This is a genomic window from Rhodoglobus sp. GW821-FHT12B09, assembly GCF_058809925.1.
In genome coordinates this window covers 118,858-144,252 of the sequence record NZ_JBXATB010000005.1, presented here as the reverse complement: position 1 = coordinate 144,252, position 25,395 = coordinate 118,858, and the positions used below count along the sequence as shown (strand labels likewise).

25 protein-coding genes and 3 tRNA genes are annotated in these 25,395 nt (G+C 64.2%); 23 read left to right on the top strand and 5 right to left on the bottom strand.

Annotated elements, in window-relative coordinates; all coding sequences use genetic code 11:
• Nucleotides 1-30: 30 nt before the first annotated feature.
• The gene (locus tag AC1RTC_RS11710) at nt 31-2,187 is read right to left on the bottom strand and encodes a heavy metal translocating P-type ATPase (RefSeq protein WP_493155829.1); all 2,157 of its coding nucleotides are present in this window, start codon (nt 2,185-2,187) and stop codon (nt 31-33) included.
• Nucleotides 2,188-2,404: 217 nt separating this feature from the next.
• Here AC1RTC_RS11710 and AC1RTC_RS11705 point away from each other — a divergent pair, with 217 nt between their 5' ends.
• The 18 genes from AC1RTC_RS11705 (at nt 2,405) to AC1RTC_RS11620 (ending at nt 17,633) form a co-directional block, all read left to right on the top strand.
• A complete protein-coding gene (locus AC1RTC_RS11705; protein WP_493155826.1) occupies nt 2,405-2,686 on the top strand; it encodes a metal-sensitive transcriptional regulator in 282 nt (93 codons plus the stop codon).
• 36 nt (nt 2,687-2,722) lie between these two features.
• Nucleotides 2,723-3,052, top strand: a complete 330-nt coding sequence (locus AC1RTC_RS11700) for a heavy-metal-associated domain-containing protein (RefSeq protein WP_493155824.1) — start codon at nt 2,723-2,725, stop codon at nt 3,050-3,052.
• A gap of 2 nt (nt 3,053-3,054) precedes the next feature.
• A complete protein-coding gene (locus AC1RTC_RS11695; protein WP_493155822.1) occupies nt 3,055-5,343 on the top strand; it encodes a heavy metal translocating P-type ATPase in 2,289 nt (762 codons plus the stop codon).
• Between the two features lie 8 nt (nt 5,344-5,351).
• Entirely contained in the window at nt 5,352-5,729 is a 378-nt protein-coding gene (locus tag AC1RTC_RS11690) for a DUF6153 family protein (protein WP_493155820.1), read from the top strand.
• Between the two features lie 161 nt (nt 5,730-5,890).
• Nucleotides 5,891-6,427 carry a hypothetical protein gene (locus AC1RTC_RS11685; protein ID WP_493155818.1) on the top strand — a complete coding sequence of 179 codons (537 nt, stop codon included), beginning with the start codon at nt 5,891-5,893 and terminating at the stop codon, nt 6,425-6,427.
• The gene (locus AC1RTC_RS11680; RefSeq protein WP_493155816.1) at nt 6,381-6,953 is read left to right on the top strand and encodes a DUF6153 family protein; all 573 of its coding nucleotides are present in this window, start codon (nt 6,381-6,383) and stop codon (nt 6,951-6,953) included. Before AC1RTC_RS11685 ends, AC1RTC_RS11680 begins: the two co-directional genes overlap by 47 nt.
• A gap of 81 nt (nt 6,954-7,034) precedes the next feature.
• Nucleotides 7,035-7,616 carry a DUF305 domain-containing protein gene (locus AC1RTC_RS11675; protein WP_493155814.1) on the top strand — a complete coding sequence of 194 codons (582 nt, stop codon included), beginning with the start codon at nt 7,035-7,037 and terminating at the stop codon, nt 7,614-7,616.
• A 314-nt stretch (nt 7,617-7,930) separates the two neighbouring features.
• Nucleotides 7,931-8,569 carry a M23 family metallopeptidase gene (locus AC1RTC_RS11670; protein WP_493155993.1) on the top strand — a complete coding sequence of 213 codons (639 nt, stop codon included), beginning with the start codon at nt 7,931-7,933 and terminating at the stop codon, nt 8,567-8,569.
• On the top strand, nt 8,566-9,165 hold the full coding sequence (locus tag AC1RTC_RS11665; RefSeq protein ID WP_493155812.1) for a TlpA family protein disulfide reductase: 600 nt from the start codon (nt 8,566-8,568) through the stop codon (nt 9,163-9,165). Before AC1RTC_RS11670 ends, AC1RTC_RS11665 begins: the two co-directional genes overlap by 4 nt.
• Before the next feature lie 52 nt (nt 9,166-9,217).
• Nucleotides 9,218-10,084 (top strand): prolipoprotein diacylglyceryl transferase, encoded by an 867-nt coding sequence (lgt, locus tag AC1RTC_RS11660; RefSeq protein WP_493155810.1) that lies wholly within the window; start codon nt 9,218-9,220, stop codon nt 10,082-10,084.
• Nucleotides 10,081-11,781 carry a cytochrome c biogenesis protein ResB gene (resB, locus tag AC1RTC_RS11655; protein WP_493155808.1) on the top strand — a complete coding sequence of 567 codons (1,701 nt, stop codon included), beginning with the start codon at nt 10,081-10,083 and terminating at the stop codon, nt 11,779-11,781. The genes lgt and resB overlap by 4 nt, the downstream gene beginning before the upstream one ends.
• A gap of 68 nt (nt 11,782-11,849) precedes the next feature.
• Complete coding sequence (locus AC1RTC_RS11650; RefSeq protein WP_493155806.1) at nt 11,850-12,050, top strand: hypothetical protein; 201 nt, start codon at nt 11,850-11,852, stop codon at nt 12,048-12,050.
• Complete coding sequence (locus AC1RTC_RS11645) at nt 12,047-12,232, top strand: hypothetical protein (RefSeq protein ID WP_493155804.1); 186 nt, start codon at nt 12,047-12,049, stop codon at nt 12,230-12,232. Before AC1RTC_RS11650 ends, AC1RTC_RS11645 begins: the two co-directional genes overlap by 4 nt.
• Complete coding sequence (locus tag AC1RTC_RS11640; RefSeq protein ID WP_493155803.1) at nt 12,225-12,968, top strand: cytochrome c biogenesis CcdA family protein; 744 nt, start codon at nt 12,225-12,227, stop codon at nt 12,966-12,968. Before AC1RTC_RS11645 ends, AC1RTC_RS11640 begins: the two co-directional genes overlap by 8 nt.
• A 19-nt stretch (nt 12,969-12,987) precedes the next feature.
• On the top strand, nt 12,988-14,862 hold the full coding sequence (locus tag AC1RTC_RS11635; RefSeq protein WP_493155801.1) for a multicopper oxidase domain-containing protein: 1,875 nt from the start codon (nt 12,988-12,990) through the stop codon (nt 14,860-14,862).
• A 125-nt stretch (nt 14,863-14,987) separates the two neighbouring features.
• A complete protein-coding gene (locus AC1RTC_RS11630; protein WP_493155800.1) occupies nt 14,988-16,130 on the top strand; it encodes a M23 family metallopeptidase in 1,143 nt (380 codons plus the stop codon).
• A 162-nt stretch (nt 16,131-16,292) separates the two neighbouring features.
• Complete coding sequence (locus AC1RTC_RS11625; RefSeq protein WP_493155799.1) at nt 16,293-17,186, top strand: WD40/YVTN/BNR-like repeat-containing protein; 894 nt, start codon at nt 16,293-16,295, stop codon at nt 17,184-17,186.
• A gap of 21 nt (nt 17,187-17,207) precedes the next feature.
• Nucleotides 17,208-17,633, top strand: a complete 426-nt coding sequence (locus AC1RTC_RS11620) for a hypothetical protein (protein ID WP_493155797.1) — start codon at nt 17,208-17,210, stop codon at nt 17,631-17,633.
• A 193-nt stretch (nt 17,634-17,826) separates the two neighbouring features.
• On the opposite strand, the gene AC1RTC_RS11615 is transcribed toward AC1RTC_RS11620, so the two are convergent.
• The 3 genes from AC1RTC_RS11615 to AC1RTC_RS11605 form a co-directional block, all read right to left on the bottom strand.
• A tRNA-Phe gene (locus AC1RTC_RS11615) sits at nt 17,827-17,899 on the bottom strand.
• 38 nt (nt 17,900-17,937) lie between these two features.
• Nucleotides 17,938-18,011: transfer RNA gene (locus tag AC1RTC_RS11610), tRNA-Asp, on the bottom strand.
• Between the two features lie 35 nt (nt 18,012-18,046).
• Nucleotides 18,047-18,119 (bottom strand) — tRNA-Glu (locus AC1RTC_RS11605).
• Nucleotides 18,120-18,360: 241 nt separating this feature from the next.
• On the opposite strand from AC1RTC_RS11605, the gene AC1RTC_RS11600 reads away from it, so the two are divergent.
• Both AC1RTC_RS11600 and AC1RTC_RS11595 read left to right on the top strand, forming a co-directional pair.
• Complete coding sequence (locus tag AC1RTC_RS11600) at nt 18,361-19,605, top strand: peptidoglycan DD-metalloendopeptidase family protein (protein ID WP_493155795.1); 1,245 nt, start codon at nt 18,361-18,363, stop codon at nt 19,603-19,605.
• Between the two features lie 24 nt (nt 19,606-19,629).
• Entirely contained in the window at nt 19,630-20,856 is a 1,227-nt protein-coding gene (locus AC1RTC_RS11595; RefSeq protein WP_493155793.1) for a C40 family peptidase, read from the top strand.
• Nucleotides 20,857-20,981: 125 nt separating this feature from the next.
• Here AC1RTC_RS11595 and AC1RTC_RS11590 read toward each other — a convergent pair whose 3' ends face one another.
• Entirely contained in the window at nt 20,982-21,476 is a 495-nt protein-coding gene (locus AC1RTC_RS11590; protein ID WP_493155791.1) for an inorganic diphosphatase, read from the bottom strand.
• 46 nt (nt 21,477-21,522) lie between these two features.
• On the opposite strand from AC1RTC_RS11590, the gene tilS reads away from it, so the two are divergent.
• The 3 genes from tilS to ftsH all read left to right on the top strand — a co-directional run bounded on the left by tilS (nt 21,523) and on the right by ftsH (nt 25,394).
• Nucleotides 21,523-22,512, top strand: coding sequence for a tRNA lysidine(34) synthetase TilS (gene tilS, locus AC1RTC_RS11585; protein WP_493155789.1), 990 nt, complete (start codon nt 21,523-21,525; stop codon nt 22,510-22,512).
• Nucleotides 22,513-22,641: 129 nt separating this feature from the next.
• Nucleotides 22,642-23,193: a hypoxanthine phosphoribosyltransferase gene (gene hpt / locus AC1RTC_RS11580; RefSeq protein WP_493155787.1), complete on the top strand. Its 552-nt coding sequence runs from the start codon at nt 22,642-22,644 to the stop codon at nt 23,191-23,193.
• Nucleotides 23,194-23,387: 194 nt separating this feature from the next.
• Nucleotides 23,388-25,394, top strand: a complete 2,007-nt coding sequence (gene ftsH, locus AC1RTC_RS11575; RefSeq protein WP_493155786.1) for an ATP-dependent zinc metalloprotease FtsH — start codon at nt 23,388-23,390, stop codon at nt 25,392-25,394.
• Nucleotide 25,395: the final 1 nt, after the last annotated feature.

Below are 25,395 nucleotides of genomic sequence, written 5' to 3'. Positions count from 1 at the left end.
CAACGGTTCCTTTAGCTTCCGGTTCTTCCTCTAGGAACGATCGGCGAGCAGCCGGGAGGTGCTGACGTCGGGGCGCAGATCAAGACGTCGGAGCAGCTGAGCGTTCAGCGCCACGACCACGGTCGAGGCAGACATCAGCAGGGCCCCTACTTCCATCGGGAGCACAAAGCCGATGGGGGCGAGGACTCCTGCGGCGAGTGGAACGGAGATGAGGTTGTAGCCTGCTGCCCACCACAGGTTTTGCTTCATCTTTCTGTAGCTCTTGCGAGACAGCTCGATGACAGAAAGCACGGACCGCGGGTCGTCACTGGCGAGGATCACGCCGGCCGATGCGATCGCGACATCCGTTCCGGCGCCAATCGCAATACCTACGTTCGCCTGTGCGAGAGCGGGGGCATCGTTCACGCCGTCGCCGACCATCGCGACCTTTCGACCCTCGTGCTGCAACTCGGCGACCTTCGCCGCCTTGTCTTCTGGGTGGACTCCGGCGAACACCCTGTCGATGCCGAGCTCTGCGGCGACCGACTGTGCGACTGCCTCCGCATCGCCGGTGATCATTACCACCTGGATTCCAAGAGCGTGCAGAGCATCAACGGCCTGGCGCGACTCCTCGCGCACCTCGTCAGCGAGGCCGATCGCGCCAATCACCTTGCCGTCGGCGAGGACGTGAAGGATAATCGCGCCGTCGTTCTTCCACGACTCGGTAACGGGAATCGCGGTCGCGCCGCTGCTCGCCAGCATCGCTGGCCCGCCCACTGAGATGGCTCGTCCTTCGACGGTGGCGGTGACACCTACTGCTGTTGAGGCCTGGAAGTCGGATGCCTTCAGCATTGTGAGATCTCGGTCCTTCGCCGCCTGAACTATGGCTTTGGCGAGAGGATGCTCACTGTCGCCCTCCGCCGCAGCGGCCCATGACAGCACGTTTGCCTCATCCAGGCCATCGGTTACGGCGACGTGGGAAACGGTGGGCTCGCCCTTGGTCAGGGTGCCGGTCTTGTCGAACAGCACCGAGTCGACGGTTCGCATGCTTTCAAGCGCAAGCCTGTCTTTGATGAGAACCCCGCCCTTTGCGGCTCGCTCGGTAGAGATTGACACGACGAGGGGAATTGCAAGGCCCAGAGCATGCGGGCAAGCAATGACAAGCACGGTGATCGTGCGGATGATCGCGTCATTCGGATTTCCTGCCAGCGTCCACACCACGGCAGTGATAACTCCTGCACCGAGAGCGAACCAGAACAGCCACCCTGCCGCCTTGTCAGCGAGCCGCTGAGCGGGTGAACTCGAGTTCTGCGCCTCAGTGACGAGTCTCTGGATGCCGGCCAAGGCCGTGTCAGACCCAATAGCAGTCACCTCGACACGGATGGCCGTATCTGTCGCGACGGTTCCGGCGACGACATGGGCGCCAGGGCCTCGGCTCACAGGCCGTGACTCACCCGTGATCATCGACTCGTCGACGTCAGCTGTACCTTCTATCACCGTGCCGTCGGCGGGTACTCGCCCGCCCGGACGGACGATCACGATATTTCCGACTTGAAGGTCGGAGGGCGCCACGATCGTGATGTTCTCCCCATCGACTCGCTCTGCCTCATCCGGCAAGAGGGCCGCGAGAGACTCAAGGGCAGTGCTGGTCTGCGCGAGAGAACGCATTTCGATCCAGTGCCCGAGCAGCATGATCACGATGAGCAGGGCAAGCTCCCACCAGAAGTCGAGTTCAGTGGCGAGGATCCCAAGAGTGGCACCCCATGACGCTAGAAACGCAACCGTGATCGCCAATGCGATCAACAGCATCATGCCCGGCTTCCGCGCCCGCAGCTCCGAGACCGCGCCCGTAAGGAATGGGCGTCCGCCCCAGAAGTACATGACCGTCCCCAGTGCAGGCGAAATCCACGCCACGAAGGCGAGGTCGGGGAGCGAGTAGCCAAGGATCATCGCGAACATGTGGCTGAAACCCACGACCGGGACGGCCAGCACCAGCATGATCCAAAACAGTCGACGGAACTGCCCGACATGGTCGCCATGGCCACCATGCCCGTTCATGGCGCCATGATCCGTGGTCGCGTGCTCCATCGCGTTGTGGCTCATGGTCGCATGCCCCATCGAGCCGTGGTCCATTGACTCATGGGCGGAACCGTGCGCCTCGGTGGAAGTGGGGGTGGAATCGCCGTGATCGGAATGTGATTCGCTCATGCGTCGAAGTTATACCCCGGGGGGGTATATGTCAACGGGTGCCACTTCTCTGGGCTCGTTTGGTTGCCGGGCCAACGCGGCATCGAGGCGTCCGTCCGAATGGGCACGGCATGGGCTACCCCCGGTGGGTATGCCGTGAGAACGCGCGCCATCTTGACAGGAGGGGTTGGGGTGTGCCTAGAATGCATACCCTACCGGGGTATACGAGAGGACCGTCATGATCGGGTACGTCGACAACAAGGAAGACATTCTCAAGCGTCTTCGCCGGGCGGAAGGTCAAGTCCGGGGGATCGCTCGAATGGTCGAAGAAGACACTTACTGCATTGATGTGCTCACCCAGGTTTCCGCTGCCACCAAGGCCCTCGAGTCGGTGGCGCTGTCCCTGCTCGACGATCACTTGAGTCACTGCGTGGCCGAAGCCACGGCGCAAGGCGGCGAGGTAGCGCAAGACAAAATTCGTGAGGCCTCGGCGGCTATCGCACGCCTCGTTCGCTCCTAAGCCCCACTAACCCCGCCTGAAAGAAGGAAGCGCCCTATGTGCAATACCGAGAACGTCGGCAATGAGCTCGGACTCACCGACAAGAACCACGCATGCTCATGCGGGACGAGCGGTCACTCCGCCGAAGCCGCCAGTATCAGCGAAGACGCCATTCGTGAGCACTACCTGGTTGAGGGAATGACCTGCAGCCATTGTGTCTCCAGCGTCACCGAGGAAGTCACCGCCCTCGACGGCGTCGAAAGTGTCAGCGTCGACCTCAACGCCGGCGGCGCGTCCCGCATCATGGTGGTCAGCTCCAAGCCCGTCGCAGTGGAGGCAATCCGCACCGCGGTCACCGAAGCCGGATACTCGCTGGTCTCGGCCTAGAGATGACGATGGTCGATGTCAACCTCGAGATCGGGGGTATGACATGTGCGTCGTGCGCCACGCGCATTGAGCGAAAGCTCAACCGCATCGAGGGTGTCACGGCCACTGTCAACTACGCGACTGAGAAGGCACGAGTCCAAGCCGACGGGGTTGATACCGCCGCGCTGATCGCCGCAGTCGAATCCGCGGGATACACCGCGGCACTACCAGCGCCGCCTGCTGCGTCAAACGTCGATGCCGTCGCCAACGATCTTGACCCGGAACTGGCGGCTCTGCGGCGCCGACTCTTCGTCTCCGCAGCGTTGACGGTGCCGGTTGCTGTGCTGTCCATGATCCCGGCGCTCCAGTTCACAAACTGGCAATGGCTCGCCCTAGCTCTAGCCGCCCCCGTTGCGGTGTGGGGCGCGTGGCCGTTCCATCGCGCGGCAGCTATCAACGCCCGCCACGGTGCCGCCACAATGGACACCCTGATCAGTGTGGGCGTGATTGCTGCGTTCGGTTGGTCGCTGTATGCGCTGTTCTTCGGCATGGCCGGGATGCCGGGCATGCACATGACTTTCAGCCTCATTGGAAACCCCCAGGGCGGCGCGGGCGAAATCTACCTCGAAGTGTCCTCCGCAGTTACCGTCTTCATTCTCGCCGGGAGGTACGTGGAGGCACGAGCAAAGAAGGAATCCGGCGCCGCACTTCGAGCACTTCTGGAGATCGGCGCAAAGGAAGCAACTCTGATCCAGAACGGGGCCGAGACCCTCGTCGCGGTCGGATCTCTCGTGCCCGGGGATCACGTTGTCGTGCGACCCGGTCAGAAGATCCCATCCGACGGATTGATCGTCGAGGGTACGTCGGCGGTCGACGCGAGCATGCTCACGGGCGAAGCCATCCCCGTCGAGGTGTCCATTGGATCGCGCGTTGCAGGAGCCACGCTGAACGTCGGCGGTCGAATAGTCGTAGAGATCACTCGAGTTGGTGCGGACACCGAGATTGCACGTCTCGGCAGACTCGTTGAGGAAGCTCAGACGGGAAAAGCTCAGGTCCAGCGACTGGCGGATCGCGTTTCGGCCATCTTCGTGCCGATCGTCATCGGGTTGTCGATCATCGCGTTCGTGGCGTGGCTACTGACGGGGGCATCCCTCGAGTTCGCGTTCACCGCAGCGGTGGCGACCTTGATCATCGCGTGCCCGTGCGCGCTGGGGCTGGCAACCCCCACTGCCCTGATGGTGGGAACAGGGCGCGGCTCGCAAATGGGCATCCTCATCCGCGGACCTCAAGTACTCGAACAGACCCGCAAGATCGATACTGTCGTTCTCGACAAGACCGGTACTGTGACCACCGGCCACATGGCAGTCGGTACAGTGCAACTCTTTGCCGGGACAACTGAATCGGAACTGCTGAGCATGGCTGCCGCAGTAGAGCACGGTTCGGAGCATCCCATCGCTCGGGCGGTTGTCGCCGCGGCTCCAAGCGCGGTTCGAGCTGCGGATGACTTCCTCGCGCATGCGGGCTACGGAGTACAAGCACTCGTCGACGGGCACCTCGTCGTGGCAGGCAAAGCTTCCTGGCTGGAGCAGTTCTGGTCGATCCCGATCACGCCGCCTGTCCAGACAACCGTGACCGCCGCGGAGAGCCGAGGTGAGACTGCAATCCTCATTGCCTGGGACGGAGAGGCCAAAGGGCTGCTCTGCGTCTCTGACACGGTCAAGCTCACAAGCCCTGAAGCAATTCGACGTCTGCGCGACTTGGGGCTCACCCCCGTCCTCCTGACAGGCGACAACGAGGGTGCAGCACGCGCCGTTGCTACCGCAGTCGGAATCGATGACGTGCGGTCGGGGGCGACGCCAGCCAGCAAGCTTGCCGCGATCCGACAACTGCAGGCCGACGGGCATGTGGTTGCCATGGTGGGCGACGGCGTCAACGACGCCGCCGCGCTTGCCGCGGCCGACTTGGGCATCGCGATGGGTGGCGGCACAGACGCCGCTATTGCAGCCAGCGACATCACCGTGGTCAGCGACGACTTAGTGGTGGTCAGCGACGCGATCCGCCTCGCCCGCAAGACGCTGGGTACGATCAAGGGCAATCTCTTCTGGGCGTTCGCGTACAACGTTGCGGCTCTTCCCATAGCGATGCTCGGCTTGCTGAACCCCCTACTCGCCGGGGCCGCAATGGCGTTCTCTTCCGTGTTCGTCGTTACCAATAGCCTCAGGTTGCGACGCTTTCGCCCGGGGTCAGCGGCTGCTTCGGCGCAGCCCGCTCTTTCCCGTTTGTCGCAAACAGCCGAACTCACGGTGCAGTAGCCACGATCATGAACAGGCGCCCAGATATGGCCTCGCCCGTGCAGCGCACCACGCTGCTGCGGCTTTGTCTCCTGGTCACGATCATTGCGACGGTGCTCGTTGGCTTGATTGCCATGCATTCTTTGCGCTCAGACGTGTTCGAGCTCTCAGCGCCGGTCGGGGCCGCGACAACCGCACTCCACGCAGCGGACTGCGATCTGTGCGACTCATCTCACAGTGAAACCAGCTGTGTCGACGCACTTATGCCGCAGCCGGTAGCCGCCGCTCCCGATACGGCACCATTCTGGCCGACCTTCCCATCGATCCCGAAGCCGTTGCCGCAAACTCGTACTACTCCGGCGTCTTCGCCGCCATCCCTTACGGAACTTTCGATCAGTAGAACCTGATTGCTTCACGGTTCGCTGCGGCGACCGCGACCAGCGAGTTTCCTGTCGAGCCCAGCATCCCCAAGTCCGGGACCTGTGGCCGTCAACACCGACGCCCGCCTGCGCCTTGGGCAAGGAGCCTTCATCGGCATCTCATGACTACACACTCAGAAAGGGCAGCAATGTCCAAGATCGTCGACCGAGACACCCCCGGAGAGCAAGAACAGCCCTCGAGTATCGATCCATTGCGCAACAGGCGCGTGCATGTACTAGGGACGGGCCAAGTCGCAGCAGCAGTGGCCATCGCACTCAGACGCGCTGGCCTCATTGAACTGCAGGACTTCGTGGTCCTCGATCCTGGCGGATGCGAAAGCACCGAAGACACCGGTCACACCAGCCAGGCAGCAACGCCTCGTCTGCTGTCGATCAGCTACGGACCAGAGGGTGCGAACCTGATACTTGTCACGTCGGCCGGCACGATCGCTGCGCACAACATCGTCATCGCAAACGACGCGATCTGGCACGCCAGTGGGATTCCCTCCGAGCCGCGCGTACTGGGGGGAGCCAACGCCTCCACGCGAGCTGACCTGCCCATCACCGGTCGGCCAGTGCCGGGCTTGTTTACCGTTGGCTACCCGGAAACGGCACGGAGATCCGAGCAGTTCACTCTCGATGCGGCGGTGGCACGCATTGCCACACTCATCCGGCAACGCGGGTGAGCCCCCACACTGGCGCGTCTGCTCTGGTCGGCTGATTGACAGGTACGAACAACACGGGATCAAGTACCCTAAGTACATCGTGGAGCGGAAGGCGGGCGAGATGCATGCAATGCTGACGCTTTCGTCGCGTCCACGTTCCAGTTGGCGACGTGTGGTGATTGCCCTGCTCGCAGTGCCCGCGATCCTCATCGGACTTCTCGCCATGCACTTCCTCGCCTCGGAGTCCCTGGCACCCGAATCCCATTCCATGACTGCGTCGGCTGCGGACTCACCGATGGTCGCGGTCGCTCACAACGAGGCGCCCGCGCCTGTGGGCTGCGACGAAATGTGCGCCCCCACACACGACATGCTGGGGATGGCATGCGTGTTGGCACTTCTTGTCTCAGCCGTCCTCATCATTTTCCATGTCTTCCTTTTCCGGTTCCGCACCCTTGGTGCTGCGCTTCGGCAGATAGTCGCACGTCTATCAGCACTGGCGCCGCCAGCACCCCCTTCTCTTCACGTCCTCTCTATTAGTCGAACCTGATTCGCTGCCGTCCGGTCAAGCCGGGCGAACGCCGCACGCGGCGAAGCGTCTCAAACCATTCGACCAATAGAGAGAATCACAATGAAAATCCGCACAATCGCGCTCCTTTCTGGTGCGCTCGCAACGACCCTGGCCCTCGCCGGATGCTCGATGGAGGGCATGGACATGGGAGGCGGCTCCTCGCCTTCGACCTCCAGCTCATCCGAATCGTCCAGCGCGAACAACGCCGACATCACCTTCGCCATGCAAATGGTTGCCCATCACGAGCAGGCAGTTGAGATGGCCCAGATGGTGCTTGACAAGGATGGTGTAGACCCCCGCGTCACCGAGCTGGCACAGAACATCAAGGACGCCCAGGGCCCCGAGATTGACACGATGAATGGCTGGTTGGATAGCTGGGGAGCCAGCGGTTCGATGGACGGCATGGACATGGGTGGAACCATGTCCGACGCGGACATGGCTGCTTTGAAGGCTGCCTCCGGTTCGGAAGCGAACAAGCTGTTCCTCGAGCAGATGACCGTGCACCACGAGGGCGCCATCGACATGGCCAAGACCGAACTGCAGACCGGCCAGAACGCCGATGCGCTCGCTCTCGCGCAGAAGATCGTCGATGACCAGACGGCTGAGATCGCCCGCATGAAGGACCTCCTCGACACGCTGTAACAGCTGTCAGGACCTCGTCCGGGCCGCGGCGGCCTGTGCCCCGCCGCGGCCCTCTACCCGCTCTTCCTTCGGCCGCCCTCTGGCGCCCAGTTTGGACACCCATGACTTACCGCTACCCGGACACCCCGGCAGCTCTCACCCGTCGCGAGATCCTCAGCCTCGAAAGGACAGCACGACGCTCGCGGCACCAGCCGCCCGGGGTCGTGTCAATCCGCAGAAGTCGGGAACGCTCCAAGCCAACACGCCCCAAGGCAGCGCGCACTCTTCGAAGTAGTGCCAAGGGGGGCGGCGCGATCGTGTTGGTGGCGCTGTTGATGGGCACCTACCTCCTGCCCGCATACGCAGCGCCGGAGGGCGCGGCTACTGCGGTAGTTCCCGGCGAGCCCGCACAGCTTCAGTCCCTGCGCGTCTCCAGCACCAGCACGATGGATGCGAACACTTCTGCCGACCGCGACACCTTCACTGTGACCAAAACCGTTCCCTACGGCGCTCCATATTCACGTACCGACGACACCTTCACCAACAACCCGAACTCCCCGATTCAGTGGCCATTCCTCGTCGGTGCTCCGATCAGCAGCTGGTTCGGATACCGCGATTGTGATGGTTGCCCGACCTTCCACAAGGGCATCGACATTAACCCAGGGATGGGTACCCCGATCCAGGCCATTGCCGACGGCGTGGTCACCGAGGTGGGCGCTAACGACTGGGACTACGGAACCTACGTCATCATCACCCACCAGATAGATGGGCAAGTCATCGGCAGCCGCTATGCGCACATGATCGAAGGTTCTTCCCCCTTGGTGGTGGGAGACGTCGTAACTGTCGGCACGCTTGTCGGCCAGGTCGGCAGCACGGGCATCAGCACCGGTGCGCACCTCCACTTCGAGATCCTCCTGGACGGGGTTACTCCGACTGATCCGTATGCCTGGATGAAAGCGAAGATCGGCTCATGATCAGGCCCCGGCAGTCCGCTAGATCGAAAACGATCCTGCTTACTGCAGCAGCATTCGCCGCAGTCCTGCTCGGCTTAAGCGCCTGCGTGGAGAGCACGCCGCTAGCGAACGCCGGCGGCGGGTACTCCTCCGTTGGCCCGGTGACGGAGATCGACGCGGCCGACCGTGGTGACCCCATTGCCTTCTCGGGGACCTTTGACACAGGCCCCAGCGGGTCGTCCGAAGACTGGCTCGGCAGCGTTGTCGTAGTCAACTTCTGGTACGCCGGATGCGCCCCCTGTCGCGCTGAGGCGCCTGATCTTGAGGCGCTCAACATCAAGTACCAGCCTGACGGCGTGCAGTTTGTCGGGGTAAACGTGAGGGACCAAGCCGGAACCGCCCAGTCATTCGCTGACGCGTTCGGGGTCACGTACCCGTCCTTCCTGGACGCTGACGGCGGAGAAATCCAGCTGGCCTTCGCTGGCGAAATTGCTCCCGATGCGGTGCCGACCACTCTCGTGCTCGACCGGCAGGGACGAATCGCGGCGCGCATCGTCGGAAGGCTCGACAAATCGATTCTGAACACGCTGATCAGCGATGCGGTCGCCGAGCAATGACACCCGCACACGAACGACGCACTGCACCCATCCGAAAGGCGAGAACCATTCCATGCTCCCCATAGCCATCCCCAGCCCCGACATCAGCTTCATCGACATCGGGCCGCTACGAATTCACTTCTACGCGTTATTCATGCTTGCCGCCATCGCTGCGGCAACTGCCATCACCGGACGGCGAATGCGCCGACTCGATTTCCCCAGCGGTGCTGCCCTAGACATCGCGATCTGGGCCGTGCCGATCGGAATACTTGGCGGACGTCTGTACCACGTGTTCACGCACCCGACCGACTACTTCTACGCAGGCGCGGACCTCTGGAGGGTGCTCTACGTGTGGGAGGGTGGGCTAGCCATCTTCGGCTCGATCACCTTTGGCGCGTTGGGGGCATGGATTGGCGCGCGGCGCCGCGGGGTGCCGTTCGTCGTCTTCGCCGATGCTCTCGCGCCCGGTCTTCTCTTGGCTCAGGCCATCGGACGTATCGGCAACTACTTCAACCAAGAGTTGTTCGGGACCCCAACAACCCTCCCGTGGGGACTCGAGATCTCCACGAGCAGTCCCGCGTTCCCAGACGGCCTTTCGCCGGGCACCCTCTTTCACCCGCTGTTTCTCTACGAGATGCTGTGGAACCTCGCGGGCATCATCGTGATCCTCGGGATAGAACGGCTCACGCGACGTCGGCCTGGGTTTGCTATTGGCACCTATTTCATTTGGTACGGCATTGGCAGGGCCTGGTTCGAATCTTTCCGCCTGGATCCCACAGAGCTCGAGATCCTGGGAGTGAAGATCAACATCCTCACTGCAGGCGCGGCCGCCGTAGTCGGCGCCTGCATCCTTGCCGTCTACATGAATCGCCGCAACAACCTGTCCGATGCGGTCAAGGACCAGACCCTTGACGAACCCTCCAAGGTCATCCAACAATGACGCTCCGAACGGGCAGGGTCGAGGAGGAAGCGGGCGAGACCAGTGGTCGACCCGAGGACCATTTTGATCGCGGCGCAGCTTCGACGGTCGTATCCCCGCCGCTTGGCGTCACTGGGTGGGCTCGCTGGTCGTGGCGCCAACTCACGAGTATGCGGACCGCGCTGCTGCTGCTTTTGCTTCTGGCATTGGCGGCGGTGCCTGGGTCGCTGTTTCCCCAGCGTTCGTCAGATCCGAACGGGGTGGTTCAGTACTTCAAATCCAACCCATCTGGCGCGAAGACGATAGATGCGCTGCAACTCTTCAACGTCTACACCTCCGTGTGGTTCTCGGCGATCTACCTCCTGCTCTTCATCTCCCTGATCGGTTGTGTCATACCCCGCACTCGACACCACTGGATCGCTTTGCGGCAGTCCCCTCCACGAACCCCCCGGAATATGGCTCGGCTTCCCGCTTACGAGCGTCGAACGTTCACGCTCGCGCAGAATGAAGTCGAGCCAATCGCAACCATTCGCGCGGCTGAACGCATCCTTCGAGCCCAGCGGTACCGGACCCGTCTCTATGAAAACGATGACTCAACTGAGGGAGTCGACACAGTGTCCGTGTCAGCAGAGCGCGGGTATCTGCGGGAGACCGGAAATCTTGTCTTCCACCTGGCTCTGATCGGCATCCTGCTGACCGTCGCGATCGGGGGCGGATTCACCTATACCGGGCAGCGCGTCGTGGTCGAGGGCCAAACCTTCGTCAACACGCGATCCGCCTACGACTCCTTTACGCCGGGGCGATTCTTCAGCGACTCTCAGCTCGAGCCGTACTCCCTGACCCTGAACGCGTTCTCCGTCACCTACGTCGAAGACAACCCCTCGACCCTCGGATTCATCACCGACTACACAGCTTCCGTCAGCACACAAGAACAGAACGCAACCCAGGCCGTGCGCTCAAAAGTTCGGGTCAACGAGCCGCTCACGATCGATTCAACTCAGGTCTATCTTTTGGGCAATGGCTATGCCCCCGAAATTGTCGTCAAGAACCCGGCAGGCGACGTCGTGTTCACGGACACCATCCCCTTCCTCCCGCAGGACGCAAACCTCACGAGCCTCGGCGTCATTAAGGTGCCTGACGGCCTAGCGGAGCAGGTAGGAATGATCGGATTCTTCTACCCGACAAAGGCCACGTCGGCCAGCGGAGCGTTCGCTTCCATCTATCCCGACCTGCAAAACCCCGTTCTCACACTCAACGTGTACACGGGCGATCTTGGACTCAGTAGCGGAGACCCCAAGTCCGTCTACGCACTCGATACCTCCAAGATGACCCAGATCGCGGGGCGCGGGACCACAACTTCCGCCATCGAGATTCGGCCAGGCGAATCCGCACTGCTTCCCGATGGACTCGGCAGCGTGGAATTCCTGGACACGAAGCGGTTCGCGTCGTTCGACATCTCACACGACCCGACCAAGGGCTTCATGTTGTTCTTCGCGATCACGGTCATTGCCGGTCTCGCCGCCGCCTTCTTCGTCCCCCGACGCCGCGTCTGGGTGCGAGCCACGAAGGACCGGCACGGCCTCACGATCGAATATGGAGGGTTGTCCCGCGGAGACGACCCGGGCCTGGAAAACGTCATCGATTCTTTCGCCAACCACCATGCCAACCCCCTCGAGCAACAATCCCAACCCCTCACGAAAGGTATCTCGGCATCATGAACCCTCAAAACAAGAAGGCCCCCGCGCCATACGACGCGGAAAAGAGTTGGCGCCTACACCGGCGCTTGGTGAGAGTCGGCCAGGCCCTCATGCTGGCGGGCGTCGTCGTGGCGGCTACGCACTGGCTTGCCCACCTCGAGGCGTTTGGACCGGGACAGCCTCCCGGCTGGCTGGACCTCGCGGCAGGCTACCCCATGGGCGGCGTCCTGCTGGTCTTCGGTGCGATCCTCGCTGGACGTAAGCGCCCCACCTCGAACACCCGAACATGATCGAGGACTTCTGGCTCAACGCACTGTGGTCCTTGGCTCCCACCGTCCTCGTAGGCCTGATCTTCTGGTTCGTCATCCGGTCGATCATTCACGCCGATCGCAACGAACGGAAAGCCCAAGCGAAGGTAGAGACAGAGGAACGCGCAAAGCTCGCAGCTCGGCAGAAGGTAACCGATGGGTGACAGTGTCGTCGACACCATCGTTAACGGGCAGCTCGTGCTGGCTATCCTGCTCGCCACCCTTGCAGGCCTAATCTCCTTCGCGTCGCCTTGCGTTCTTCCCCTGATCCCCGGCTACCTCGCGTACGTCGGCGGCATGGCAACCACCGACGGACGCACATCGAGAAGACGAACCGTCATCGGAGTTGCCCTCTTCGTTCTCGGCTTCGCCTTGGTCTTCGTCGCCTACGGCGCCGCGTTCGGCTCCATCGGGCTGTGGCTCTTGCGATGGGAAGATCTGCTCACCCGCGTGATGGGCGGGTTCCTGATCTTGATGGGGGCGGTGTTCGTTGGCGCGATCCCCTGGATGCAACGCACAGCGCGAGTACCGCTGTCGCCCCGCGTGGGGTTGGCCGGCGCCCCATTGCTCGGCATTGTCTTCGGATTTGGCTGGACACCATGCCTCGGCCCCACGCTTGCCGCGATCTCTGTCCTTAGCTTGAACTCAGGCTCGCCGTGGCGTGGTGCATTACTCGCCTTCTTCTACTGCGTTGGCCTGGGCGTTCCTTTCATGCTTTCCGCGCTTGGGTTGGGCTGGGCGGCCTCGGCGATCGGATTCCTCAAACGCCACGTACGAGTCATCAACATCCTCGGCGGCGCAACTTTGGCCCTCATCGGGGTGCTGATGCTTACCGGCCTCTGGACAGCGCTGATGTCGCAGTTGCAGTACCTCATCGGCGGAACCGTTCTTCCCATCTGACCTGAGCAAAGGATCGGCTATGTTCATCCAACCCATCGACTACTTCCTTGCCGCGTGGTTTGCGTTGGCGATCGCGAGCACCGTCTACGTCGGTATCGATCAATTCCGGAACAATCCTGAACCGGCAGTGATGAAGTGGGGCTTCATCCTCGTCACCCTTTACCTGGGACCGATCGGCCTCCTGCTCTACGTGCTCGCGGACAAGGAGCCGCGACCGGGGGAGCATGAAGAGTTCACGCGCCCGCTCTGGAAGCAGGGCATCGGCTCTACGATCCACTGTGTCGCCGGAGACGCGACAGGCATCATCGCCGCCGCCGTCATCACTGCCACTCTCGGGCTGCCCATGTGGCTAGACCTGATCATCGAATACATCGCGGGCTTCGCGTTTGGACTGCTCATCTTCCAGGCACTCTTCATGAAGAACGTGATGGGGGGCAGCTACCTCTCCAACGTGCGACGGTCCTTCTTGCCAGAGTTCATCAGCATGAACTTCATGATGGCCGGGATGGCGCCCGTCATGACCTTCCTGATGATGGGAAGAGACATGCGCGCGATGGACCCCACCGAACTCGTGTTCTGGGGTGTGATGTCAGTCGGCGTTGCCGCCGGGTTCACCCTCGCATACCCGGCCAACGTGTGGTTGGTGAAGAACGGCCTGAAACACGGCCTCATGACAAGTCGCAAAGCCAAGATGCCCGTCAGCCACGGCGCCATGAGTATGCCATCGATGTCCTCGAGCGCGACTGACTCTCTCGACAACGGAAAATCCCACACCATGAACGCTGCCAGTAAGGTAACGATTCCGCAGCTGGCCGCGGTGGCCGGCGTCGCGACGATCGCGCTGGTGACCGGGATGCTCGCGCCCGCCAACTCCGTCAACATGAGCCTCAGCGCCAGAGACGTGGGAGGGCTGATCATGCCTCCCGGCATGATCATGACCCGCGACACCCCTGCGGAGGCGATGGTCGACATGGCAGCCGTAAACCCCAACGCAGTGACCGCAACCTACGCATCGAACACGCGCGGCGACCAAGTCCTGGAACCCACTATGGAGGACGGCGTCAAGGTCTTCAAGCTCACCGTCTCTCTGATCAGGTGGGAAATCTATCCGGGACAGACTGTCGACGCTTACGCGTACAACGGCCAGGTTCCCGGCCCGCGGCTCAATTTCACGCAGGGCGACCGAGTTCGCATTGACGTCACCAACGCCATGGACGAGACGACAACAGTTCATTGGCACGGACTCGACGTGCCCAACAACATGGACGGACCCGCTGGGATCACTCAAGATGCGATTGAGCCGGGCGAAATCTACAGCTACGAGTACACGGTGACCCAGTGGGGAACCTACTTCTATCACTCCCACGATCACGCCGATCGGCAACAGGCATTAGGACTGTACGGGGCGATCATCATCTCCCCGAAGAACCCCGCTGATGAGGTGGCAACCGACCACGACTACACGATCCAACTCGGGGAATGGCTCGAGCGTGAGGGCCTTACCTATCCGGCAATGCCGATGGAAGGGGGAATGGCCAACTACTTCACGATCAACGGCAAAGCGTATCCGGCAACCGAGACCATCAACATGAAGGTCGGCGAAACCGTCAAAGTGCGCTTCATCGGATCGGACTCGGTGGGGATTCACCCGATGCACATACACGGGGGACCATTCACCGTCACCGCAGTCGACGGCAACCAACTTGCGCCCGACCAGCGGTACGAGGCTGACACGGTCAACGTGGCACCCGGTCAGCGGTACGACGTGGTCTGGACAGCGCTCCAGCCGGGACAGTGGCTTATCCACTGCCACATCAACCATCACACGACCAACAACAATGTTGAGACGGATGGCGCCGGGGGATTGACGATGATCATCAACGTCCAGCCCTAATGACACACGAAATGTCCATTAACAAGTCATCCCGCCCGAACCGGAGTCTCCCTTTCCGAAGAAGCAGGGGGGCACGACACACGGCCGTCCCTCGGCAGCTCATTGCTGTGGTGGCGATAGTCGTCGTGGCCAGCCTCGCCATGCTGCCTGTCGGGGAAGCTCATGCGACGGAATACCCAACCTGGGATGATGTCGCGGCTGCCCGCAATGACGAGGCGGCCACGCAGGCTCGCATTGTCGAAATTCAAAACCTGCTCGCCGGACTGCAAGCCGAAGCAAACCGAGCGGCTGCCGAATCCGAGGCCAAAGCCGCACTCTGGGAGGCCGCCGATACAAGGTTCCAAGAAGCCGTGTCAAAGGCAAAAACACTTCAGAACCAAGCAGACCTAGCCAACACGAAGGCCGCCGCCTCTCGGCAGCGAGCCGGCCAAATGGCCGCCCAACTTATGCGCGTCGGGGCCACCGACACCACGATGCAACTTCTCCTGAACCCTAGTAACGCTGACGGCCTGCTCTACGGCTTGGGAATGTCCCAGAAGATCGCCGAACAGGCCAACGCCATCTACGAGCGGGCTCTGATGGACCAGAACACGGCCCAGGCGCTTACCGACCAGGCAAACGTCGCACAAGAGCAACTCGCCGAGATCCGCGCCGTCGCCGAGGAGGCGTTCACACAGGCGCAGGCGGCGTCGGAGGCTGCGGCGACTGCACTGAACGAGCAGACGAACAACGAGGCGACCCTTCAGCAGCAGTTAGTTGTCCTGTCCGAACGCCGAGCAGCTACTGAGACCGACTATCTCGCAGGCGTGCGGGAGAGAGTCGGATCCGGAGCGAGCCTGGATGCGGGCGAGATCAGCCTGAGCGGGTGGGCGCGGCCAGCCCCCGGCTACATTACGTCGATCTACGGCTGGAGCGAGCAGTACGGAACAAGCTTCCACAAAGGCATCGACTTGGGTTTCGCCTGCGGCCAGAACGTCTACGCAGCATCGGGCGGCACAGTCATATTCGCCGCCGAAGGATGGAACGGCGGCTATGGAAACTACATCATCCTCGAGCATGGCAACGGAGTGCGCACCGCGTACGCGCATCTGCTGGAGGGTGGAGTGCTCGTCTCAGCGGGCCAGCAGGTGGACGTCGGGCAGAACATCGCTCGCGGAGGCACCACCGGCAACTCCACGGGATGCCACCTTCATTTCGAAGTCCGAGTCAACGGTGAGACCGTCAGCCCTGCCACGTTTATGTCAGACAGAGGGATCACGTTGGGATGAAGTTCGGCATGAAGGGCATTGACCACGACCAGCGTTGCTGTCAAGCACCAACAGGGACAGCAATTTCAGCAAACTCAACGTTCAGCCGCTACGGCGGTCTGACTCTTGGAAGGGACATCCCATGAATACCCGAAAAATCGCCCAAACCTCATCGGTGTCACGATGAAGGGCACCCGAATTCTTGCTCTCACGTCCGGTGCTGCGGCCATCGTTGCTGCGACCATGCTGTTCACCGGCTGCTCCCCCGCCGCAGCACCCGCTGCGGATCCGACAGGAGTGGCAGCGACGGTATTCGAGCACATCCACGAGCTCGTGGTAGACCCAAACGACGGCACTCTACTGGTGGCCACTCATGAAGGCTTGTACCGGCTCACCATCGGCATCGACGGTGCCACCGCAGCCGTCGGGCCGATCGCCGGCCTCGATTTCGACCCGATGGGATTCACGCTCGCCGACGGGATTGCGTACGCATCAGGCCACCCTGGACCGACGACGCCGCCCAGCTTCGGCAGCCCTAGCCTGGGGCTGATCACGAGCGCCGATGTTGGGAAGACCTGGACCAATGTGTCCCTCACCGGGCAGACCGACTTCCACGGGCTGACAGTGATGACCGGTGGTGATCGTCCCCCTCGAGTGTTCGGATACGACGCGTCCGCTGGTCGAGTCGAACGCAGCCTCGACGGAGGTGTCACCTGGAGCTCCGGCGCAGTGTTGGATGCCCGCGACATACTCGCGGTCGGAGATCAGCTCTTTGCTACCACCCCAGACGGGCTCGCCACCAGTGATGATGGCGGTGCGACGTTTACTGTCGATCCCGACGCACCTGGCCTCTACGTCATCGCGGGTGATGGCTCCGGCACGCTCGCTGGCGTCGACACTACCGGCACGATTTGGACCCGCGCCGCGGGCCAGGACTGGGTTCACGGCCACACAGTAGAAGGAACCCCGCAGGCATTCGCTGTCGACGGAGCACGCCTCTATGTCGCTGACGATCGCGGCATCGCCTACACAGAAGATGCCGGTGCGACCTGGGTTGTGCTCCGGGTGCGCACATGATTCATCAAGACACTGGTCGACATGAACTCCACCGAGGAGCCCGCGAGACGCCCACGCTGGCCGCTGATCGCTGCGTTCGCCGTCCCGCCCGTCATTTTCGCCGCGCTTCTGACCACAGCCCTCGCCGGAGTAGGCAGCAACGAAAGCGATCTCTGGGTCGGCGCAACCGACTTCGGGCCAACGAGCAAGGCGCCGGCGGGCGCTGTCCAAGTCATCCACGATGCCCTGCATGACATTGGCGCGCAATGCCTCAAACCGCGTCCTGATGTTCGCGCGATCGCGTCAGACGTCGACCTCATCACTGCGTTCTCTCAGGAGTATCCGGTTGGACGGTTCCCGATCGACGACGAGACTGCCACGGCCTCGTCACTTCTGCTTGTCACAATCGAAGCAGTGAAGGGATGTGCGCCAGCGGAGCTGGATCGTCTGCAGGACTCACTCCCATAACCCCCGAGGTGACGTCACGACCTGAAATCGTGTCCATACCTCCTGCTTACTGGGCATTCGAGGGTGCTTGCCCACGAAAAAGCCGGGCAACTGTGGGTGATCCGTGGGCAAATGTGGGCAAACCATGCACTTTCATGGAATTTTGCGCAGCACATTGAAGGCCAAATAGGCCTCTGACCAGCACAAAAGACAGTGGCTCCGACGGGCGTCGATCCCGTGACCTCACGATTTTCAGTCGTGCGCTCTACCAACTGAGCTACAGAGCCGTTCCAAGCGCGACCGCTCGAGAGAAGTCGAACTTTTGCGACCCTGACCGGACTTGAACCGGCGACCTCCGCCGTGACAGGGCGGCGCGCTAACCAACTGCGCTACAGGGCCTAGCTATTTCATTGTGGAGCTGATGGAACTTCGTGTGACCCCAACGGGATTCGAACCCGTGCTGCCGCCGTGAAAGGGCGGTGTCCTAGGCCACTAAACGATGGGGCCTCGACGTCCGCAGGACTTCTTAGCTACCGAGGGTCAAGCATAAGGGGGGCAGCGGCAAATGCCAAACGCGGGCACAATCCGCGAAAGTGCGCGGATGTCCGTGGCATCCGGCCGGCTCGGAGGTAGTTTCAAGCTGCAATTGAAGGTTTTGCTGGGCATTCCCGCGACGCGTTGCTACTGTTGGCACTGTTAACAGTGTTACCAACGTGATTTCACGCGGGACAACACGATTCGGGGAGCAATGGGCACGATCACCGTGGGTGGAAACACCGGCCGCCGGGGGGCGAAGGGTTCGGCGCTGCGCATGCGCATTGCCGCACTCGCCGTGGCCATCGGCATCGGCATCGCCGGCACGACCGTCGCCACCGCTCCCGCGTGGGCCGACGACTACCCCTCGTGGGACGACGTCGCAGCGGCCCGCGACAACGAGCAGGCCACGGCCGTGCAGGTCGACCGCATTCGCGCGCTGATCGCGAGCCTGAAGGCAGAGGCCGAGCGCACCCAGAAGGACGCCGAGGCCAAGGCGACGATCTGGCAGGAAGCCGACAACAAGTACCAGGCCGCGTTCTCCAAGGCGAACACCCTCCAGGAGCAGGCGGACGAGGCCAGCGCGAAGGCCGCAGTCTCCGACCAGCGCTTCGGCCAGATGGCTGCCCAGCTGCTGCGCGGGGGCGGCGGCGGCGGCGACATGACCGCCAAGCTCCTCCTCAATGCGGGCGACGCGGACAACCTCCTCTACGGGCTCGGGATGTCGAGCAAGATCTCCGAGCAGGCCAAAGCGATCACCGACAGCGCCATCAACGCCAAGAACACGGCGCAGGCGCTCACCGACCAGGCGAACGTCGCCAAGGCCGAGCTCGAGGTGCTCAAGGCGGCCTCCGAGAAGGCGTTCAACGAGGCGAAGGCCGCGGCGGATGCCGCTGGCGCCGCCCTCGCCGCCCAGCAGCAGCACGCGGCGCAGCTCGAGGCCCAGCTGGTCGTGCTCCGCGAGAACCGGGCTGCCACGGAGGCCGACTACAAGGCGGGCATCCAGGCTCAGTTCGACGCCGACCCCAACTACGACGGCGAGATCAGCAGCACCGGATGGGCCAAGCCCGCCGGCGGCTACATCACCGCCGTCTTCGGCTGGAGCGCCGACTACGGCAGCAAGTTCCACAAGGGCACCGACCTCGGCGCGGGCTGCGGCGCGAACATCTACGCCGCGCACGCCGGCACCGTCATCTTCGCCCTGTACGGATGGAACGGCGGCTACGGCAACGAGATCATGATCGACCACGGCGACGGCATCGTGACCCGCTACGGCCACATCGTCGACGGCGGCATCCGAGTCTCCAGCGGCGAGTCCGTGGGCGTCGGCGAGAACATCGCCTATGTGGGCAGCACCGGCAACTCGACCGGCTGCCACCTGCACTACGAGGTCATCCTCGACGGCAACAACGTCGACCCGGTTCCGTTCATGGCAGGGCAGGGCATCACGCTTGGCTGACCGCGGTGAGGGCTCGAGGCGGTAGTGCGCGCGCACGTCCGCCCCTCGAGGGCACTCACCGTCGTCGTCTCCGCGAGCCTGCTGCTCGCCCTGGGGGTGGCGAGCCCCGCGTTCGCGGACGACTACCCCACCTGGGACGACGTGCAGAACGCCCGTGCGAACGAGGCCGCGACGGCCGCCGAGATCGACAAGATCCAGGGCTACCTCGTCTCCCTCGAGTCCAGGGCGGCCGAGCTCGGCCGCGCCGCGCAGGCCAAGGGCGAGGCCTACAACGTCGCGCGCGAGCTTCTCGACGCGGCATCCAGCAAGGCCGACCGGCTCCAGGACCAGGCTCGGGATGCCTCGGCGCAGGCCCGCGAGTCCTCCCGCCGCGCCGGCCAGCTCGTCGCGCAGTTCGCCCGCGCGGGCGGATCGGATCTCGGCATCAGCCTGATGCTCAGCGACAACTCCGAGAACCTGCTCGAGAACCTCGGCACGATGTCGAAGCTCACCGAGCAGTCCACGCAGATCTACGAGCGCGCGCAGCACGACCAGAACGTGGCCGCCGCGCTGTCGGACCAGGCGGAGACGGCGGAGTCCGCGCGGCAGGCGCTCGCGGCATCCGCCCAGCAGGCTCTGGATGCGGCGAACCGTGCGTCCACGGACATGCTCGCGCAAGTGGCGGCTCAGCAGGCCGCTGCAGACCAGCTCTACGACAAGCTCGCGACGCTCAAGGGCACCACGGCGGAGGTCGAGCGCCAGTACCTGATCGGCATTACCGACCCGCCGGACCCGCCCACGACTCCGCCGACCGGGCCGGGCACCCCGGGGAATCCGAGCAACCCCGGCAGCCCCGGCACTCCGCCCACGACCCCGAACCCGCCCGCCTCGTCGGCGGTCGAGACCGCGATCTCGTACGCGCGGGCGCAGCTCGGCGACGCCTACGAGTACGGCGGCTCCGGCCCCGACAGCTGGGACTGCTCAGGCCTCACCAAGGCGGCCTACGCCGCGGCGGGCGTGTACATCGGGGCGCACGGGTCCACCAGCCAGTACCGGTACCTCGCGGGCCTGGGGAAGCTCGTGCCGGTGAGCCAGCTGCAGCGCGGCGACCTCGTGTTCTACTCCGACGACGGCGGCGCCTCGACGTACCACACGGCCCTCTACATCGGCGGAGGCCAGATGATCGAGGCGCAGTACGAGGGCGTGCCCGTGAAGGTGTCGAACCTGCGCTACTACGACCTCATGTTCTACGGGGCGCGCCCGACGGGCTAGTGCGGGTTGAGTAGTGCGCTCTGGCGCGCGTATCGCGGGTTGAGTAGTGCGCTCTGGCGCGCGTATCGAAACCGGTCAAACGGGTTTCGATACGGCCGCGGGCGGCCTACTCAACCCACCGACGCCTAGTGGCCGGCCGGCGGCACGTACGCCGCGATGCCCGCCTGGATGACGGCCTCGGCCTCTGCCGCGTCGCCCCAGCCGTCGATCTTGACCCACTTGCCGGGCTCGAGGTCCTTGTAGTGCTCGAAGAAGTGCTCGATCTCCTTCTTCGTGAACTCCGGGATATCCGCGAGGTCCTGGATGTGGCTCCAGCGCGGGTCCTTCGCCTGCACGCAGATGACCTTCGCGTCGCTGCCGCCGTCGTCGGTCATGTTGAAGACGCCTACCGGGCGCACCTTGATGCCGACACCGGGGAAGGTGGGCGCGTCGAGCAGGATGAGCGCGTCCACCGGGTCGCCGTCGAGGCCGAGCGTGTGCTCGAAGAAGCCGTAGTCGGTCGGGTAGGCGAACGAGGTGAAGAGGTAGCGGTCGAGGAACACCCGGCCGGTCTCGTGGTCGACCTCGTACTTGTTGCGGCTCCCCTGGGGGATCTCGACGATGACGTCGTAGGCGGCCATGACACTGCTCCTAAAGTCTTGGGGTTGCTGCGGATAACGTTAGCGGATGCCTTCCGATCGCCCACGGCTGACCCCGGCAGTTGCCGACCTGCGCCGTGCCGTGCGCGTGTCGCTGGCTGAGCCTGCCACAAACCAGGGCCTCGTGCTCGTCGCCCTCAGCGGCGGCCCCGACTCCCTCGCGCTCGCCGCGGCCACCGCGTTCGAGGCGCCTCGCGCCGGGGTCCGCGCGGGTGCGGTGGTCGTCGACCACGGGCTGCAGGCCGGTTCGGCGGATGCCGCGGCGCGCGCCGCCCGGCAGGCCGTCGACCTCGGCCTCGACCCGGTCCTGGTGAAGACCGTCACCGTCGGCACGGAGGGCGGCCCCGAGGCCGCCGCCCGCGCGGCCCGCTACGCGGCGCTCGAGGCCGCGGCCACCGAGACCGGGGCCGCCGCCGTGCTGCTCGGCCACACGCTCGACGACCAGGCCGAGACTGTGCTGCTCGGACTCGCCCGCGGCAGCGGCGCCGCGAGCCTGCAGGGCATGGCCGCCGTGAGCGGGCTCTACCTGCGGCCGCTACTGGGCATCCGGCGCGCGACCACGGTGCAGGCCTGCGCGGATGCCGGGCTGGAGCCCTGGCTCGATCCGCAGAACGACGACGCGGCGTACGCGCGCGTCCGCGTCCGGCGGCGGGTGCTGCCCGTGCTCGAAGAGGAGCTCGGCCCGGGCATCCCGGAGGCACTTGCCCGCACCGCCGAGCAGCTGCGCGAGGACGCGGAGGCGCTCGACCACTTCGCCGAGGAGATCGCGGAGGACCTCGCCGAGCACTCGGAGGCCGGCATCTCGCTGCCGGTGCGGGCGCTCGAGGTGCAGCCCGCGGCGCTGCGGCAGCGGCTCATCCGGCTGGTGGTGGCGAGCGAGTTCCACGTGTCGTTGAGCCGCGCCCAGACGCTCGAGGTCGCGCGGCTCGTCACCGACTGGCACGGCCAGGGCCCGATCGACCTGCCGGGTCTCACGGCGGCGCGCGCGGGCGGCACGATTCGTTTCACGGCGGGTTGAGCGGGCCGTCCATGGCCGTATCGAAACCATGGGGTTTCGATACGCGCGCCAGGGCGCGCTACTCAACCCGCCGTAAGTTTCGATACGCGCGCCAGAGCGCGCTACTCAACCCGCCATAAGCTGGACGGCATGGAACTGAGCGACGTTGCCGACGACATCACGGAGGTGCTGATCACCGAGCAGCAGATCCACGACAAGATCGCGGAGCTCGCCCGGCGCATCGAGCACGACTACGCGGGGGAGCGCGTGCTGCTGGTCGCCGTGCTCAAGGGCGCGGTCATGGTGATGGCGGATGTCGCGCGCGAGCTCAAGATGCACGTCGACCTCGACTTCATGGCCGTCTCGTCGTACGGCGCGAGCACCGAGTCGAGCGGTGTCGTGCGCATCCTGAAGGATCTGGACGCCGACCTCGCCGGCCGCCACGTGATCATCGTCGAGGACATCATCGACTCCGGCCTCACTCTCGCCTGGCTGCGCGCGAACCTCGAGAGCCGCGGTCCCGAGAGCCTCGAGATCCTGGCACTGCTGCGCAAGCCGGAGGCCGCGAAGGTCGAGGTCGACGTGAAGTACTTCGGCTTCGACATCCCGAACGCCTTCGTGGTCGGCTACGGCCTGGACTACGCGGAGAAGTACCGCAACCTGCGCGGTGTCGCGGTGCTCGCGCCGCACGTGTACGCCTGAGTCGCGCCACAGATTTACCGTCGCGCGCCAGGTATTTCCGTAGCGGCACGTGAAACCTGTGGCGCGAGGCCGACCACACCGCTACTGGGGGTGCGCCTGCGGCGAACATCCAGATGGCTCGCAGCGCCGTACCGGTAGCCTTACAGGACGTTTTCCCAGCAGGAAGGTCGGGGGCCTGACGGCCCCGAAACATCATGGACTTCAAGCGCATCTTTCGTGGCCCGATCATCTACATCGTGCTCGCCATCGCGGCCGTCTGGATCGGCACGACCCTCCTGACCGGCAGCGGCTTCAAGGAGGTCTCCACCCAGGAGGGCCTCGACCTGCTCAAGGGATCGACCGTGGAGTCGGCGAAGATCGTCGACGGGGAGCAGCGGGTAGACCTCACGCTCACCAAGGCCGACGGCGACAACGGCAAGCAGGTGCAGTTCTACTACGTCGCCCCGCGCGGCACCGAGGTCGTCGCCGCGATCAACGACGCAAACCTCAAGGACTTCGACGACGAGGTTCCCCAGACCAACTTCTTCACGCAGCTCATCGGCATCCTGCTGCCGTTCCTGATCATCGGCGTGATCTTCTACTTCCTTCTCTCCCGGATGCAGGGCGGCGGCAACCGCGTCATGCAGTTCGGCAAGTCGAAGGCGAAGCTCGTGGGCAAGGAGGCGCCGAAGGTCACGTTCGCTGACGTCGCCGGTGCCGACGAGGCCATCGAGGAGCTCGAGGAGATCAAGGACTTCCTCAAGGAGCCCGCGAAGTTCCTCGCGGTGGGCGCCCGCATCCCGAAGGGCGTGCTGCTGTACGGCCCTCCCGGAACCGGCAAGACCCTCCTCGCCCGCGCGACCGCCGGTGAGGCCGGCGTGCCGTTCTACACGATCTCCGGCTCCGACTTCGTCGAGATGTTCGTGGGTGTCGGCGCGAGCCGCGTGCGCGACCTGTTCGACCAGGCCAAGCAGAACTCCCCGGCCATCATCTTCATCGACGAGATCGACGCCGTCGGGCGCCACCGCGGCGCCGGCATCGGCGGCGGCAACGACGAGCGCGAGCAGACCCTCAACCAGCTGCTCGTGGAGATGGACGGCTTCGACGTCAAGACCAACGTCATCCTGATCGCGGCGACGAACCGCCCCGACGTGCTCGACCCCGCGCTGCTGCGCCCGGGCCGCTTCGACCGCCAGATCGGCGTCGACTCGCCCGACCTGCAGGGCCGCAAGCAGATCCTCGAGGTGCACGCCAAGGGCAAGCCGATGGCCGACGGCGTCGACCTCGAGGTGCTCGCCCGCAAGACGCCGGGCTTCACGGGCGCCGACCTCGCGAACGTGCTCAACGAGGCAGCGCTGCTCACCGCGCGCTCCAACGCCCAGCTCATCGACAACCGCGCGCTGGATGAGGCGGTCGACCGCGTCATGGCCGGCCCGCAGCGCCGCACGCGCCTGATGAACGACAAGGAGAAGCTCATCACGGCGTACCACGAGGGCGGCCACGCCCTCGCGGCGGCGAGCATGCGCAACACCGACCCCGTGACGAAGGTGACCATCCTGCCGCGCGGCCGTGCCCTCGGCTACACGATGGTGCTGCCCCTCGAGGACAAGTACTCCGTCACGCGCAACGAGCTGCTCGACCAGCTCACCTACGCGATGGGCGGCCGCGTCGCGGAGGAGATCGTGTTCCACGACCCGACGACCGGCGCCTCCAACGACATCGAGAAGGCGACGGCGATCGCCCGCAAGATGGTCACCGAGTACGGCATGAGCACCAAGGTCGGCTCCGTGAAGCTCGGTCTGACCGCGGGCGAGCCGTTCCTCGGCCGCGACATGGGCGCCAGCCGCGACTACTCCGACAACATCGCCGAGACGATCGACGAGGAGGTGCGCGCGCTCATCGAGCAGGCGCACGACGAGGCGTGGCAGGTGCTCAACACCAACCGCGACACCCTCGACAAGCTGGCGGCCGAGCTCCTCCAGAAGGAGACCCTGGACCACACGCAGCTCGCGGCGATCTTCGAGGGCATCGAGAAGCTGCCCGAGCGCCCGCAGTGGCTCTCGAGCGACACCCGGCCCCTGTCCGACCGCCCGCCCGTGAAGGTTCCGTCGAAGATCCCCGTCGACTCCGGCCTCGTGGACGGCGGCGTCCAGTCGGACACGCCCTCGAAGCCGACCCGGGCACCCCGTCCCCGCAAGACACCCGGCATCGCGACCGCCTGAG

What these genes read in the sequence shown, in the direction of transcription:
- AC1RTC_RS11665 (WP_493155812.1), top strand. Translation starts at nt 8,566, where the DNA reads ATGATCAGGCCCCGGCAGTCCGCTAGATCGAAAACGATCCTGCTTACT.
- AC1RTC_RS11670 (WP_493155993.1), top strand. Translation starts at nt 7,931, where the DNA reads ATGGGCACCTACCTCCTGCCCGCATACGCAGCGCCGGAGGGCGCGGCT.
- hpt (WP_493155787.1), top strand. Translation starts at nt 22,642, where the DNA reads ATGGAACTGAGCGACGTTGCCGACGACATCACGGAGGTGCTGATCACC.
- AC1RTC_RS11685 (WP_493155818.1), top strand. Translation starts at nt 5,891, where the DNA reads ATGTCCAAGATCGTCGACCGAGACACCCCCGGAGAGCAAGAACAGCCC.
- AC1RTC_RS11705 (WP_493155826.1), top strand. Translation starts at nt 2,405, where the DNA reads ATGATCGGGTACGTCGACAACAAGGAAGACATTCTCAAGCGTCTTCGC.
- AC1RTC_RS11690 (WP_493155820.1), top strand. Translation starts at nt 5,352, where the DNA reads ATGAACAGGCGCCCAGATATGGCCTCGCCCGTGCAGCGCACCACGCTG.
- AC1RTC_RS11625 (WP_493155799.1), top strand. Translation starts at nt 16,293, where the DNA reads ATGAAGGGCACCCGAATTCTTGCTCTCACGTCCGGTGCTGCGGCCATC.
- AC1RTC_RS11620 (WP_493155797.1), top strand. Translation starts at nt 17,208, where the DNA reads ATGAACTCCACCGAGGAGCCCGCGAGACGCCCACGCTGGCCGCTGATC.
- AC1RTC_RS11695 (WP_493155822.1), top strand. Translation starts at nt 3,055, where the DNA reads ATGACGATGGTCGATGTCAACCTCGAGATCGGGGGTATGACATGTGCG.
- AC1RTC_RS11675 (WP_493155814.1), top strand. Translation starts at nt 7,035, where the DNA reads ATGAAAATCCGCACAATCGCGCTCCTTTCTGGTGCGCTCGCAACGACC.
- lgt (WP_493155810.1), top strand. Translation starts at nt 9,218, where the DNA reads ATGCTCCCCATAGCCATCCCCAGCCCCGACATCAGCTTCATCGACATC.
- AC1RTC_RS11710 (WP_493155829.1), bottom strand. Translation starts at nt 2,187, where the DNA reads ATGAGCGAATCACATTCCGATCACGGCGATTCCACCCCCACTTCCACC.
- AC1RTC_RS11645 (WP_493155804.1), top strand. Translation starts at nt 12,047, where the DNA reads ATGATCGAGGACTTCTGGCTCAACGCACTGTGGTCCTTGGCTCCCACC.
- AC1RTC_RS11635 (WP_493155801.1), top strand. Translation starts at nt 12,988, where the DNA reads ATGTTCATCCAACCCATCGACTACTTCCTTGCCGCGTGGTTTGCGTTG.
- AC1RTC_RS11600 (WP_493155795.1), top strand. Translation starts at nt 18,361, where the DNA reads ATGGGCACGATCACCGTGGGTGGAAACACCGGCCGCCGGGGGGCGAAG.
- tilS (WP_493155789.1), top strand. Translation starts at nt 21,523, where the DNA reads ATGCCTTCCGATCGCCCACGGCTGACCCCGGCAGTTGCCGACCTGCGC.
- AC1RTC_RS11590 (WP_493155791.1), bottom strand. Translation starts at nt 21,476, where the DNA reads ATGGCCGCCTACGACGTCATCGTCGAGATCCCCCAGGGGAGCCGCAAC.
- resB (WP_493155808.1), top strand. Translation starts at nt 10,081, where the DNA reads ATGACGCTCCGAACGGGCAGGGTCGAGGAGGAAGCGGGCGAGACCAGT.
- AC1RTC_RS11680 (WP_493155816.1), top strand. Translation starts at nt 6,381, where the DNA reads ATGCGGCGGTGGCACGCATTGCCACACTCATCCGGCAACGCGGGTGAG.
- AC1RTC_RS11640 (WP_493155803.1), top strand. Translation starts at nt 12,225, where the DNA reads ATGGGTGACAGTGTCGTCGACACCATCGTTAACGGGCAGCTCGTGCTG.
- AC1RTC_RS11700 (WP_493155824.1), top strand. Translation starts at nt 2,723, where the DNA reads ATGTGCAATACCGAGAACGTCGGCAATGAGCTCGGACTCACCGACAAG.
- ftsH (WP_493155786.1), top strand. Translation starts at nt 23,388, where the DNA reads ATGGACTTCAAGCGCATCTTTCGTGGCCCGATCATCTACATCGTGCTC.